This window comes from Niameybacter massiliensis (genome assembly GCF_001282685.1).
Lineage (GTDB): Bacteria > Bacillota > Clostridia > Lachnospirales > Cellulosilyticaceae > Holtiella > Holtiella tumoricola.
This window is the reverse complement of record NZ_LN875035.1, coordinates 3340339-3355298: the sequence shown is the minus strand read 5'-3', so window position 1 is coordinate 3355298 and position 14960 is coordinate 3340339. Positions and strand designations below refer to the sequence as shown.

Genomic DNA, 14960 nt, shown 5'->3' with positions numbered 1-14960 from the left:
CATTATAGACCCTTCCGCCAGAGGCTAGCTAGACTACATCGCTTTATTATCTAAACACTCTTTATATAAAAGCTACCTAATTATTCCAAGGTTAAAAGTAAACGACAAAGAAGTCTTATCAAACACTTGAAAGTTCTATCTCCAAAGAAGAGACCTTTGCTCTTCTTCCTCTCTCCCGTGTGTCCACTGGAAGTGAAAACTTACCTAACTGAGTAGAAAAGGGCGGTGATGCGTGGGTGACCTCCATGGAGCTTTTATTGAGAATTGACTTAGAATGTGTTAATGAATATGAAGGAAGGCTTTTGTGTGAGTGTTTGAGCGTTAGCGAGTTTTCACACGTTCTGACTGAATAGGAGTTTACACATTCTTAGTCCATTTGAGTAAAAGCGAAAGGGAGAGCACACACGTAGTGCCAACCGGACTACGCCATATACTAAAAGTTTTCACTCCACCAAATATTTAATTGCTATAATCTACGATATCCTTAAATAACTAAAAAGAGATAAAAGAATAAACGAAAAGATGGAGATTTATGGTAATCTATGCATATACTTTAATATGAAAGAGTTTTAGGAGAAGCTTTATAAGAGTAAATTTATAGTGAAATATAATTTGTGTCAGAGTATAATAAGATGGCGTGTTAATATCAAAACGTTTATTTATTTAAAATTTATGCATATAAAGGGGAGGCGGAACAATGATGAATTTTATATTACGAGGCAGCGTATGTTATTCAAAATCTCCAACTGAGCTTGTTACATTAGAGAAGGGGTATGTTGTTTGTAAGGATAATGTGTGTGAAGGGGTTTATACAGAAATACCTGAAGCATATAAAGCATACCCAGTAAAAGATTGTGGGGAGCGTATAATCATACCTGGAATGGCAGATCTTCATACTCATGCACCACAATATACATTTAGAGGATTAGGGATGGATAAGGAGCTTTTAGATTGGCTAAATGCTTATACCTTCCCTGAAGAAGCAAAATATGAAGATGAAGGCTATGCACGACAAGCTTATCAAAAATTTGCTTCCGACTTAAAGCAAACAACAACAACGCGTGCATGTATCTTTGGAACAATCCATCCACATAGTACAGAAATATTAATGGAACAGCTAGAAGCTACAGGGCTTATTACGTACGTTGGTAAAGTCAATATGGACCAAAATGCACCAGATTATTTATGCGAGAGTAGTGCAGCAGAATCTGTTATTGCAACAGAGAAATGGATCGATACAGTTCAAAGTAAATTCAAAAATACGAAGCCAATGATTACACCAAGATTTGTACCATCTTGCTCGGGAGAGCTATTAGAAAAACTACATGATGTACAAGAAAAATATCAGCTACCAGTGCAATCTCACCTATCAGAGAATATGGGTGAAATCCAATTAGTACAAGAACTATTTCCACAAAGTAGTTGTTATGCAGATGTATATCATCAATATGGATTAATAGATAAAGAGTGTAAGACTGTTATGGCACACTGTGTTTATTGTTCAGAAGAAGAAATGAAGCTTTTAAAAGAGAATCAAGTGTATGTTGCACATTGTCCTGAGTCAAATGCCAATCTTGCATCAGGCATTGCGCCAATTCGTAAGTATATGGAGTATCATATTCCTATTGGGCTAGGAAGTGATGTAGCAGCAGGAAGTAAGCTTTCTATTTTCTATGCTATGCAAGATGCCATTGTTATGTCTAAAATGAGATGGCGCTTAGTAGACAATAGCCTAGCACCATTAACTTTTGAAGAGGCCTTCTACCTAGCAACTAAAGGTGGTGGAAGTTTCTTCGGAAAAGTAGGAAGTTTTGAGGCAGGTTATGAATTTGATGCAGTCATACTAGATGATGAGAATTTAGAAACACCGTTACAATTAAGTATTAAAGAACGAGTGGAAAGAATGATGTATCTAGCAGATGATAGAAATATTGTTGGTAAATATGTAGCAGGAAAAGAAGTATAATAGAAGAATAATTAAACAGTTTATAGAGAGGTTAAAACATAAACAAATGATAGGGTTTATGTCTTAACCTCTTTTATTTTATCTAGGGAAGTAGTACCTATTTGAACATTTTTATAGATGTAAGTGAATGATTGCTATATCTTGGCAAGGTGTATCTTAAAGTTTAAATGTGTTAAAATGCTGCTTAAAGTGGATGTCTATTTATATATTTGTGTAGAATGGGAAAATATAACATATAAAAAATTAAGTAAAAGGGAAAATAATGAGTAGTTAGAGTGTCTATATAAATGAAAGCAGAAAAAGGAGGGCACTATGAAAGAAAAGGAATTGATACAAGGCATACAAACAGGCCAAGTATTTTATTATGAGAAATTAATAGATTGTTATGCCTCTTACATATCTAGGGTAGTCATAAAGGTTGCTGGGAGCCGTCTTACTAAAGAAGATATGGAGGAGATTTGTGCAGATGTATTTATTAAAATGTGGGAGAACAAAGACAAGCTTAATATTGGAGAAGGTGCATTAAAAAGTTATTTAGGTGCAATGGCGAGGAATAAAACGATTAATAAATTGAGAGCCATAGGAGGTAAAGTGATATTACCTTTAGAAGAAGATGAAATTAAATATAGAGGAATAGCAGAAGAAGGTATACCAGAAAATGAAATGCTAGCCAAGGAAGAACATGCTTTGATTATGGATGTCATTAGAAGTTTACCTGAGCCTGATGGAGAAATTTTTATAAGAAGATATTTTTATCTAGAAAAATTATCAGAGATTGCAAAGGCATTAGGTATGGAAGTGGCTACAGTTGGAACCAAACTCCATAGAGGAAAACAAAAATTGCAAAAGGTTTTTAAAGAGAGGGGTGGCCTTGGTGAATAAGAAGATTACCGAATTAATGGATGAGCTAGATATAGACTTATTAGAGAATATCAAATTAGAAGAAGAGAGAGAAGGTAAGCAATTAGATTTGACTCGAATTAAAGAGAAAGCTATGGCAGGTATTTCACAGCAGCAGGTAGTATCCTTTGAAAAGAAGAAAGAAGAGAAGAAAAAATTAAAAGGACGCAAAAGATACTTCTTACCACTTATTGCTCTGATAGGAATTATGGCTATTACAGTAGTTGCAGTGGGAACTAATGAACAGCTTAGAACATTGTGGGGGGAATCATTTAGTTTAATAGAGAAAGAAGCACAGAGTGTACAAAAGCAATTTATTGCAGAAGGTATTATATTTAAGGTTGAAGAAGCGGTCATTGATGATAAATCAGGTATTATTATAACTAGCTTTGAAAGACAAGATGGTAAAACATTTGAAAAAGAAAGTATGCCATTAAGGATACAACTTCATATCAATGAGTCAGGAGGCTTAGGATGGGGAAGCCAACACTACTTATCTGAAGATGGTAAGAAGCTTTTTAGTGTGATACAAGTCTCAGGAGATAAAAAGCTATCTGGAAAAGATATAGAGTTAACAGCATCATGTCTTGGAAAATGGGAGGCTGGACATACCACAACCCGGTTAGATTTAAATAAAGCCTACGAAGAAAGTAAAAAAGTTGTATCTGATGATAAAGCATGGGAAGAATATAGCATAGATCAAGGATTAGGTTTGACAATAAGTGAAGAGATACCACAATTTAAGTTAGATCAAGTAAGATTTATAGATGATGTACTTCATATTATTACAAGTTATCAAGATTCAATAGGAGAAGAACTCTTACAAACCCATGTAAAGTTAATCGATACACGTACGGGAGCAGAAATAGAGTATAATAGTGGTAGTGGAACTTGGGACACTACAAATGGATTGCATAAAATGAGTGACCAATTTGAAGATATAACAGAAGCAGACTTACCATACTTAGAAATGGGAGTAGACTATGATTATTTTAATTTGATATCTGATGGGAAATGGCAAGTAACCTTTAGATTAGATTCTAATCATAATACAAAACGTATTAGACCCAATGTAATAATTGAAAAAGACAATTTAAAAGTTAAAATTAATGAAATTAAACTATCAGCATTAGGTGTGAAGATAGAAGGTAGTAAAAATACAGAACTTATGAAAGACTTATCAGGTTATTTACTGATGAAAGATGGGCGCAAGTTGGGACTATTTTCTAATAGTATGAGTACACGATTTAATTTATGGTTTACTCAGCATCTGAATGTACAGCAAGGTGTGATCATTGAAGAAGATAGTAAAGATACAACTAGTGAGCTAGGAAATAAAGTAGATAAGGTAGGAATCAGTAATGATGAAAGCATTTTATCAGATTATAGTATAAGCTTTAGTACAATGGGAGGGACAGAAATAAGTTTGCCCAATTTAATTGATGTGAATCAAGTTGAAAGTATTGTAATAGAAGATACAATAATTCCGATAAGATAGCAACATTATTTTGGATTATTTGATATAATTATAAATGAATAATAGATAATAGGGAGATAAACACTATGACACAAATGAAACATATGACATGGTATGAATTTAATGAAAGAAAAGATAAAGATGTTGTAATATTACCAGTAGGTTCAGTAGAGCAGCACGGGCCTCATTTACCGTTATTTACAGATACAATTATATCAGAAGGTTTTGCAGAACTTTTAGCACAAGAGGTAAATGGGATTGTGATGCCTGCTATTAACTATGGCTATAAATCACAACCAGCTTCAGGCGGTGGTCCTTTATTCGCAGGGACAATTGACTTAAATGGTGCAACTTTAATTGCACTTGTACAAGATATTTTAGAAGAACTCATCCGTGATGGTGTAAAGCAAATAGCTGTAGTGAACTCTCATTTTGAAAATCAGGCCTTCTTATTAGAGGCGATTGATCTAGTAAGTAGACATATGCCAGAAGGGACAAAGATTGTCATGATGAGTTGGTGGGATCTGATTACACAAGAGACAATAGATAAGGTATTTGATGAAGTACCTTTCCCAGGTTGGGCATTAGAACATGCAGCAATCACTGAGACTTCTCTTATTTTAAAATTTGCACCAGAAACTGTGCATATGGACAGACTTATTGAAGAAAAAATTGAAGAAGTACCAACATATCAGGTTTATCCAATTCCAAAAGATTTAGTACCAGCTTCTGGTCTTTTATCTATTGGAAGAACAAGTTCACAAGAAAAAGGTGAACTCATTATAGCAGAAGCTTTAAAGGGTATGGTATCAATTGTTAATAAAGAGTTTAAGAATTAATAGATAAAGAGTTTGTAATAGGTAAATAATATCTTTGAAAGGATGTGTGTACCTATGTATCAAAACAAGTCAGGTTCTAACAACCCAATGCAAAAAGGAAAACGTAGACAAAAACTTCATGATGAACAAAATAATCATGGAGAGCCAGAGAAAAAAACTTCATACAAATAGTAAGTAAAAGAGGATAGTTCATCTTAACAGAGGAATTATCCTCTTTTATTATAATCATTAAAAATAAATAATACCTATATAGGTAATTATAAATATATAATGAATAAAGTTAGACATTTGAGTAAGTATGGATGAAGAAAGGAAATATAAAATGGTAGGAACTATAGATGCAGCATTAGGACAACAAATTGTAGATGCAATTAGTCAAGTTGTAGAAAAAGATATTAACTTTATAAATAAACAAGGTATCATCATTTCTAGTACAGATAAGACACGTATAGGAAGTTTTCATGAAGCTGGGTATGAAGCAATAATAACAAGACGTATGGTAATGGTACAAAACGAGAGAAATTTTGAAGGGGCTAAGAGAGGTGTCAATTACCCTATTATTATAGATAACGAGGTCTTTGGGGTAATAGGTATTACAGGTAATCCAGAGACAATTATGAAATATGGATTTTTAGCATCTAAGATTACAGAAATTTTCATTAAAGAAGAACAGATCATGGGACATTATGAATCTAGAAAGAAAATGATTCAGCATCTGATGAATATGTGTATTTATGAAAAAGGCGCTAACAAAGAAGCTATTGAGCATATGATGCAAAGACTTCATATAAAAGCAGGTGAATTATATCAGTGTATTGTGGTTGAAACATCTAAAAAATATGCAGATTTTATAGAAATAGAAAATAGGATTTATAAACTTTTAGGTGAATATAATGTGGAACTTTATATGTACAATTACCCTAATCATTTTATTATTTTAATCCCTAAAAAGAGAATGACAGAGCTGAAAAAACTCATGCCTAGGTTAGATGAATATGCTCAAAGAAGTATATACTGTGGGATAGGCGTACCAGAGACACTAGAACATATTAAAGATGCTTATGATTCAGCATTATTAGCACTTAAATATGCTAAGCGCAATGAGCAATTTATAGTAGATAGCAGTGAGCTAGATATTGAGCTTATACTTGAAAGTTTGCCAAAATCAACAAAAGATAAATATATAAGTACAGTAGTAGGGAGCTTAACAGAGGAAGAGATTGAACTTTTAAATTGTTACTATGAATGCAATATGTCTTTGAAAGAGACAGCAGAACGTCTTTTTATTCACAAAAACACAGTACAGTATCGATTAGATAAGATTCAAAATAAAATAGGTATTAATCCTCGTAATTTTAAACAATCTATTAGGATTTATCTAGGAATTTATATGAAAGGCATGCAATAGAATTTGTTATGTGTAACAGATATAGGGGGTAAGTATACATTATAATTGGTATTTGGAACATAGTTATTTATTTGTCATATAGTATAATGTGTACAAAAGGAGTGATCAAACGTGAAAATAGTTGTGGCAATTGACTCATTAAAAGGTAGTTTAACATCAATAGAAGCAGGTAATGCAATTAAACAAGGTATCTTGAATATAGATCATACGGCACAAGTCATTATCAAACCACTTGCAGATGGAGGAGAAGGAACTGCGCAAGCACTAGTAAGTGGAATGGGTGGTAGTATGCAAACACTAGAGGTAACAGGTCCTTTAAAAGAGCGTGTAAATGCTAGATATGGTATGTTAGAAGGTCATGAAACAGCTATTATTGAAATGGCAGAAGCAGCTGGACTTCCTCTTGTTCCAATGAACGATAGAAATCCACTTTATACAACAACTTATGGTGTAGGTGAGATTATTCGAAAATGTATTGAAGAGGGATGTAGAAAATTCATTGTAGGTATTGGTGGAAGTGCTACTAATGATGCAGGTATAGGCATGCTTATGGCATTAGGATTTAAATTTATAGATATTAACGGACAAGAAGTAGGACAAGGTGGACAAGGGTTAGAACAAATAGTAGGAATTGATACAAGCAAAGTACTACCAGAGCTTAGAGAATGTGAATTTAAAATAGCATGTGATGTAGATAATCCTCTTTATGGAGAAAATGGAGCAGCAGCTATTTATGGGCCTCAAAAAGGAGCAACACCAGAGATGGTAGAACGTTTAGATCAAGGTCTACGAAACTTTGCAGAGGTTGTAAAAACATTTAAGCAACAAGACTTTTCACAAGTTCCTGGTGCAGGAGCAGCAGGGGGACTAGGATTTGGATTTATGGCATTCTTAAATGGGAAATTAGAATCTGGTATTCAAATTATTCTTAAAGAAATTAAATTAGAAGAAGACTTAAAAGATGCAGATTTAGTTATTACAGGAGAGGGAAGACTGGATAATCAAACAGCTATGGGAAAAGCTCCAATAGGTGTAGCTAAATTAGCTAAGAAGTATAATCTACCAGTTCTAGGTTTTGCAGGAGCATTAGCAAATGAAGCGAAAAAATGTAATGAAGAGGGGATAGATGCTTACTTCTCAATCGTTAATGCTGCAATGTCATTAGAGGATGCTATGAATCCTGAAAATGCAAAACAAAATATGACTAAAACAGTAGAACAAGTTTTCAATTTAATTAGACTATATAAATAATAGATATTTGTACTTGAAAAGGAGCGGGAGAAATGGAACTACAAATTACTACATTGGGAGCCATCTTAGGTTTAGCAGTTGCAATTATTCTTATTATCAAAAAGGTTCAACCAGCTTATAGTCTTATCTTAGGAGCTGTTGTAGGAGGCCTTGTAGGTGGAGCAGGACTAGATGGTACAGTCAGTACAATGATTGGCGGAGCCAAAGATATTATGCCAGCTATTTTAAGAATTGTAACATCTGGAGTACTAGCAGGTATTTTAATTAAAACAGGTTCAGCAGCTAAGATAGCTGATCAAATTGTTAAAACCTTAGGTGAGAAACGTGCACTCTTTGCGTTAGCATTAGCAACAATGATTTTAACATCTACAGGTGTATTTATTGATATTGCAGTTATTACGGTAGCGCCTATTGCATTAGCTATCGGTAAAAAGCTTAATTATTCTAAAATGGCAATACTTTTTGCAATGATTGGTGGAGGAAAATGTGGTAATATTATTTCACCTAATCCAAATACAATCTCAGCAGCAGAAAACTTTGGAGTAGAACTTTCAAGTCTTATGGTTGCTAACTTAATTCCAGCTATTGTTGGTCTAATTACAACGGTTATCGTTGTTAAATTCCTTACTAAAAAAGGAGAAGTAATTCAAGAGACAGCGGTAGAAGAAAACCAAGAAGAACTTCCAAGTTTCTTTGCAGCAATTATTGGACCATTAGTATCCATTATCCTTTTAGCGCTTAGACCAATTGCTGGTATTACAGTAGACCCACTTATTGCACTTCCTATTGGAGGATTAATCGGTGTTATTGCTACTGGCAAATGGAGAAATACAAATGAGTATATTACTTTTGGATTATCTAAAATGATGCCTGTAACAGTTTTACTTATTGGAACAGGTGCGGTAGCAGGTATTATTAAAGCATCAACACTTCAAGCAACAACTATTTCTTTACTTAATAGCATGAATATGCCAGAGTTTTTATTAGCCCCAATCTCAGGTATTTTAATGGGAGCGGCTACAGCTTCAACCACAGCAGGAACAACGATTGCATCAGCTACATTTGGACCAGCTATCCTTTCAGCAGGTATTATGCCACTTGCAGGTGCGGCAATGGTACATGCAGGTGCAACAGTACTTGATCATTTACCACATGGTTCATTCTTCCATGCTACAGCAGGTGCAACAAATATGAATCTATCAGAACGTTTAAAACTCATCCCTTATGAATCATTAATTGGTATTGTTATTACTATTGTATCAACAATTATTTGGGGAATTATTCTTTAACAGTCATACTAGACAAGCAAGGAGGTATATAATTTAAAGTTATATGCCTCTTTTTGTGTTATCTTTAAAAAACTTCCAACATATAATGATAGAAGTAATAAAATAGGAGGTACGAGCTATGGCAGGATGTAATGTATTGGTCTATGGAAGTGGCAATTGTGAGATAGCAGCCTTGATCGAGGAAGAAATTGAACTTCTTGGAAAAGTGGATCATCCAGAAATTAAAATTTTTGCCCGAGGCTATATACTAGAAAACAGTTGCCTAGCGATGTACAAACGGTTTAGTTCCTTAAAAGATGAAATTGGTCAGGTCAAAAGAGGGGGACTATACGAATATTTTTACGATGGAGAAGAGAAGATTGAGCGCCATGAGATGGTACTTGCAAAGAGCTCTGAGAAAGAGACATTTGAAGAATGCTTACAGATGGGAATTAAACGCTTAAATGCAGATGAGATCTTCCTAGTATTAATAGGGCAAAGTAATGCAACAGGACTATTTTGGGACTTTGTAGCAGAAAGGCCAAGTAAGTTAAGATATGAGGATCTTAGCCAAGTACTATATCGACTGGGGAAACGTAACAGAGTGAAGTTCCACATCATTATGGATATACCAACTTGGCATGGCGTAGAATTCCCCTATATGCTTGTTAGGCATCCATACATAGAGACACTTTTTATTTATGAAAGAAGGAAACCCTTTCACCTTTTACCTATAGCTAAGTGGTTAACAAGGGCTCAAACAGAGGAAATGAATTATTTAGAGGCACTTTATAAGTATTATCCAGGGTATAAAATCAATATGGACCATGTTATATGGAGAAAGTGCAAAGAATGTTGGAAAAATTACTGGCAATATTCTAGCCATGAAAGTTGGAAGGCCTTTTATGATGCCTATAAAGAGGCAGTCATATACAGTGCAACAAGACAGCTAGAACATAAGATGAAAATAAATTTTAAAACAGAGATCATTCCAAAACAATCAAGAGAAATTACGATAAGAGAGTTACAAGAGTATTTAGTAGAAATGTATCATACAACTTTTGACGATAAAAACATACAACTTTGGTTAACGGATCTTAAAACTTGTACAGATTACTATAAATTGTAGATTTTTGGCAGTTCTCCTTATATAATGGAGTTAAGATAAAGAGATTAGAACTTAACAAAAGAGGGGGAACATCATTGCGCCTAAATCAACACAAGATAATAACTTTAGTTGGGGTGTTGGTACTTACGATTCCAACAATACTTCAAGCTAAAGCGCCAGAATCTATTAGAATAGGGCTTGAATCTGTTTATAAAGATGCAGCTACAATTCAAATTAAAAGTGAGGAATCCATTGCAATCGGATATTTTGAAGGTGAAAAGTGGATTAAAGAGGGATATTTAGATTCTAGTGATATATCAGTATCACTAGATAGTACTACATATTATGGTTATAAAGAAGTTTATAATGAATTTGAAGATGCATACAAAGCTTTAGAAATATATGATGATGAAGCAGTTGTAGCCTACATAGAACCTGGAAAATACCAAATCTACACAACGGATGATTTTGATGCAGATTATAAAGTATCAAGTAATAACAAACGTATTGGGATAAAAAGTACAAAAGGAGAAGTCCTGTTAGTCAGTGAAAATGATGAGCAACCTTTAGGATTTAGAGGGGGATATAGTCAATATAATTTCCCAGCTACAGGCGTTGGAGCAAATAGAATCTATAGAGGTGTTATAGAAGTTGTCAACGGACAAAGTAAAGGACTTACAGCTGTAAACCAAGTGAATATGGAAGATTACTTATATGGGGTTGTACCTTGTGAAGTGTCGGCTTCTTGGCACGTAGAATCCCTTAAGGCTCAAGCAGTAGCTGCAAGAAGTATGGCAACTTTCCAATACAATAGATTTGTATCTAGAGGATATAACTTAGTGGATACAACAACTAGCCAAGTGTATAGAGGGATTACTTCTGAAGATAAGAGAACAACGGCAGCTGTTGATGCGACAGCAGGAGAAGTAGCCATGTATAATGGAGCAGTTGCTGAAACAGTATATAGCGCAAGTAGTGGTGGATATACAGCAGATGCTAAGTATGTATGGGGCAATAGTGTTCCTTATCTAGTAGCAAAGCCAGATCCTTACGAAACAGATCATGTGCCATGGACACGTCAAATTACTTTAAAAGAAATAGAAAAATGTGTTGCGAATGCAGGGAAAGACGTTGGTACAGTAGAGGGCGTACGTATTGATAGTTATTCACAAAGTGGACGTGTCAATTCTCTTACCATATTAGGAACAAAAGGCGAATATACAGTAACAAAAGAAAATACAAGAACGTTCTTTAACGGAAGTAATGATGGTTCCTTAAAAAGTCGTATGTATCAATTTGTACCTTATAGTGGATCAAATACACCAAATGTAAGTATCAAACCAGGAACAAGCAGTACAGGTAAAGCAACAATTATAACGAGTGATGGAACAGTAGAAATGGATATAGAAGGACTTTGGATTGAAACAGAAGTTACCTACTCAAAGGTAGCTGATACTGTATATATCCAAAGTGCAGATGAAATCATCACAAGTGATACCTTTACTTCATCTAGTGGGAATAAGGTAGAAATAGATGGTGATTATACATCTTCTAGCAAACCAGCAACAGTATATGGAGACTTAACAATCTATGGTTATGGATATGGCCATGGTGTAGGTATGTCTCAATATGGTGCTAAAGGTATGGCAGAAGCAGGATTTACATATAAAGAAATTATTGAGTATTATTATGATGGTGTAAAAGTTCAATAAGCTAATAAAAGGAGTTGTTACATGAAATGTAGCAACTCTTTTTTATTAGCTTATATAGGAAATATCATTATAGAAAACAATTTTCTATTGATTCTTGGAAGAGATAACGGGAGAAATTTTATAGCTAGCTTGACGAATACAGGCTAAAAACGTACTATTATAGGTAGAATTATATTATGAGAGACAATAAAAATGAATAGATAAACTTAGAAAATCTATTAAGATAAAGACTAAGGTATAGGACAGATTGGAGAACGTATGAATACATCAGACTTTTATTTTGACTTACCAGAAGAACTTATAGCTCAAGTTCCTCTTGAAGAACGTACAGCATCAAAACTTATGGTACTTGATAAAGTAACAGGTGAAATACAACATAAACATTTTTATGATATGATAACTTATTTAAATCCTGGAGATTGTTTAGTACTTAATGATACACGTGTTATTCCAGCAAGACTTTTTGGAGCAAGAGAAGGTTCTGGTGGAAAAGTAGAGTTTTTACTTCTTACAAGAAAAAGTGAAAAAGATTGGGAAGTTCTTGTAAAACCAGGGAAGAAAGCACGTATTGGAGACCGTATTGTATTTGGAGACGGTATTTTAACAGCGACAATTAAAGAAATAATTGAAGATGGAAAACGAATTGTAACTTTTGAATATGAAGGGATTTTTGAAGAGGTACTAGATCAACTTGGTGAAATGCCACTTCCACCATATATTCATGAGAAATTAGAAGATAAAGAACGCTACCAAACAGTATACTCAAAACATGAAGGCAGTGCTGCAGCACCTACAGCTGGCTTACACTTTACAAAAGAATTATTAGAACAAATTAAAGAAAAAGGTGTGCATATCGCCTATGTAACACTACATGTTGGGTTAGGTACTTTCAGACCAGTAAAAGTAGAAGATATTTTAGAACATGAAATGCACTCAGAATTCTATATTATTGATGAAGAAAATGCTAAGATTATCAATGATGCCAAAGCTAATGGCGGCAAAATTATTTCAGTTGGTACAACTAGCACAAGAACATTAGAATCTAATGCTACTGAAGATGGCGTTATATGTGCAGGTAGTGGTTGGACAAATATCTTTATTTATCCAGGCTATAAGTTCAAATGTGTAGATAGATTATTTACCAACTTCCATTTACCAGAATCAACACTTATTATGCTTGTAAGTGCTTTAGCAGGTCGTGATCAAGTATTACATGCTTATAATGAAGCAGTTAAAGAGAAATATCGTTTCTTTAGTTTTGGAGACGCTATGTTTATTAAATAGATTGATTTATATTAAATATTAAGGTTGTCACAGTATACATGTAGTTCTAGGTTTTGAGGTTTTAACCTCTCTTAAGCTTTAGAATGAATGAGTTAGATACTGTGACAATTTTTTATTAACTGTTCTATAAAGAACTTGATTTTTGGGAATCATCTAATAAGGTTAGTGAAAGGAGAAAAAAGTGTACGCATTAGTAACAGGAGCAACTAGCGGTATAGGGAGGGCTTTGACCTACTTGTTAGCCAAAGAAGGTTATGATTTATTGCTTAGCGCAAGAAATTTGAAGAATTTAAAAGATTTGCAAATAGAGTTAGAGAAGACTTATAATGTAGTAGTACAAGTAGTAAGTGTGGATGTTACTCAACTAGAGGAGATAGACCACCTGATTTCATACATAAAAAGTCAAAATAGAAAGATAGATTTGTTTGTAAATAATGCAGGTGTTGGATTCTTCGGAGCATTTGAAGAAATGAGTGAAGAAGAAGACTTAATTAGTATTGATACAAATATTAAAGGTTTTACCTATTTGACGAAAAAAGTGTATCCTTATCTTGGGTTAGGTAGTACTGTACTTCAAGTTGCATCGACAGCAGCCTTTGCTCCAGGTCCATATATGGCAGTGTATTATGCTTCTAAATCTTATGTATTATCACTATCTATGGCGCTACGTAATGAATGGAAGGATAAAGGGATTCATGTAAGTATACTATGCCCAGGCCCTACAAAAACAGAGTTTATTAAAAAGGCAAGGATGCAAAAGTCTGGACTTGCTAGCTTGACAACGATGACACCAGAGCAAGTTGCAAAATGTGCTTACAAAGGAATTAAAAAGCATAAGGCTATTATTATCCCTGGAATGACTAATAAATTATCTACCGTAGTTATGTCATTATGTCCGATCAGGCTAAGTACATTACTTGTACGCAGTACTCAGAAAAAATAGGAGAGAGGAGGGGAGCTATGACTAAATATAGCAAAATCTTTAAAGTTAATTTTAGAGATGTAGACTTTAATTACAATTTAACAATGAATGCTCTTGTAGATTATATGCAAGAAGTAAGTGGTGAGCATGCTTTAGAACTAGGTATTGATTTTACATTAGATGAAGATCAGCAAATGTATTGGATTGTGTCTCGTGCAAAAATGCATTTAGATAGTTACCCAAAGTGGCAACAACATATACGTATTGAGACTTATCCTGTAGGTGTTGACAAGTTGTTTTGTGTAAGAAGATTTGATATTTTTGATGAAGAAGATAGGCAACTTGGATATATCATTGGAGATTATATTTTAATGGACTATCATACACATAGACCCTTACGTGTGCAAAAGTTAGAAGGACCTATGCAAAAGCTCAATTGGCCTTATGAAGGTGAGGAGCTTCCAAAACTTAAAGCACCTGTAGAAGTTATAAAAGAAGATATTCGTAAAGTGCGTAGTGGTGAAATTGATATCAATGGACATATGAATAATGCACATTATGTACGCTGGGCAACAGATATGCTTGATTGTGATGAACGCACTAAAAATCCGATTCGCAGTATTCAAACCAACTATGTTACATCTTTAGTAGAGGGTGACCAAGTACGTGTAATAAGAGGATTAGATGAAGATGGGAGCACACTTATTCAAGGAACGAGCCTTGATGGTACGACAGTGTACTGGACAAGTAAGATTGTGCTTATGGACTTATAATAAAAATATTATTTTAAAACAATTATTTTGATGTTAGTTAAGCTAGCTTAAG

13 protein-coding genes are annotated in these 14960 nt (G+C 34.1%); all 13 read left to right on the top strand.

Translation table 11 applies throughout. The annotated features are described in order from the left end of the window. Positions 1–697: 697 nt before the first annotated feature. The 13 genes from BN2390_RS21070 (at position 698) to BN2390_RS21015 (ending at position 14908) form a co-directional block, all read left to right on the top strand. Complete coding sequence (locus BN2390_RS21070) at positions 698–1966, top strand: amidohydrolase family protein (RefSeq protein ID WP_082238899.1); 1269 nt, start codon at positions 698–700, stop codon at positions 1964–1966. 312 nt (positions 1967–2278) lie between these two features. Then, positions 2279–2848 (top strand): RNA polymerase sigma factor, encoded by a 570-nt coding sequence (locus BN2390_RS21065; protein WP_053986250.1) that lies wholly within the window; start codon positions 2279–2281, stop codon positions 2846–2848. Continuing rightward, positions 2841–4364 carry a hypothetical protein gene (locus BN2390_RS21060; protein WP_053986249.1) on the top strand — a complete coding sequence of 508 codons (1524 nt, stop codon included), beginning with the start codon at positions 2841–2843 and terminating at the stop codon, positions 4362–4364. Before BN2390_RS21065 ends, BN2390_RS21060 begins: the two co-directional genes overlap by 8 nt. A gap of 65 nt (positions 4365–4429) precedes the next feature. Beyond that, the gene (locus tag BN2390_RS21055; protein WP_053986248.1) at positions 4430–5182 is read left to right on the top strand and encodes a creatininase; all 753 of its coding nucleotides are present in this window, start codon (positions 4430–4432) and stop codon (positions 5180–5182) included. Between the two features lie 54 nt (positions 5183–5236). Then, the gene (locus tag BN2390_RS22335) at positions 5237–5353 is read left to right on the top strand and encodes a clostri-philic family protein (protein WP_278308279.1); all 117 of its coding nucleotides are present in this window, start codon (positions 5237–5239) and stop codon (positions 5351–5353) included. Positions 5354–5504: 151 nt separating this feature from the next. Further along, the gene (locus tag BN2390_RS21050) at positions 5505–6590 is read left to right on the top strand and encodes a CdaR family transcriptional regulator (RefSeq protein ID WP_053986247.1); all 1086 of its coding nucleotides are present in this window, start codon (positions 5505–5507) and stop codon (positions 6588–6590) included. A gap of 111 nt (positions 6591–6701) precedes the next feature. Beyond that, complete coding sequence (locus BN2390_RS21045; protein ID WP_053986246.1) at positions 6702–7841, top strand: glycerate kinase family protein; 1140 nt, start codon at positions 6702–6704, stop codon at positions 7839–7841. A 32-nt stretch (positions 7842–7873) separates the two neighbouring features. Then, positions 7874–9130 (top strand): GntP family permease, encoded by a 1257-nt coding sequence (locus BN2390_RS21040; RefSeq protein ID WP_053986245.1) that lies wholly within the window; start codon positions 7874–7876, stop codon positions 9128–9130. A 118-nt stretch (positions 9131–9248) separates the two neighbouring features. Next, positions 9249–10238, top strand: a complete 990-nt coding sequence (locus tag BN2390_RS21035) for a hypothetical protein (protein WP_053986244.1) — start codon at positions 9249–9251, stop codon at positions 10236–10238. A gap of 74 nt (positions 10239–10312) precedes the next feature. Continuing rightward, on the top strand, positions 10313–11929 hold the full coding sequence (locus tag BN2390_RS22200; protein WP_053986243.1) for a SpoIID/LytB domain-containing protein: 1617 nt from the start codon (positions 10313–10315) through the stop codon (positions 11927–11929). A 258-nt stretch (positions 11930–12187) separates the two neighbouring features. After that, on the top strand, positions 12188–13213 hold the full coding sequence (gene queA, locus BN2390_RS21025) for a tRNA preQ1(34) S-adenosylmethionine ribosyltransferase-isomerase QueA (RefSeq protein ID WP_053986242.1): 1026 nt from the start codon (positions 12188–12190) through the stop codon (positions 13211–13213). A gap of 181 nt (positions 13214–13394) precedes the next feature. Beyond that, the gene (locus BN2390_RS21020; RefSeq protein ID WP_053986241.1) at positions 13395–14156 is read left to right on the top strand and encodes an SDR family NAD(P)-dependent oxidoreductase; all 762 of its coding nucleotides are present in this window, start codon (positions 13395–13397) and stop codon (positions 14154–14156) included. 17 nt (positions 14157–14173) lie between these two features. Next, positions 14174–14908, top strand: a complete 735-nt coding sequence (locus BN2390_RS21015) for an acyl-[acyl-carrier-protein] thioesterase (protein ID WP_053986240.1) — start codon at positions 14174–14176, stop codon at positions 14906–14908. Positions 14909–14960: the final 52 nt, after the last annotated feature.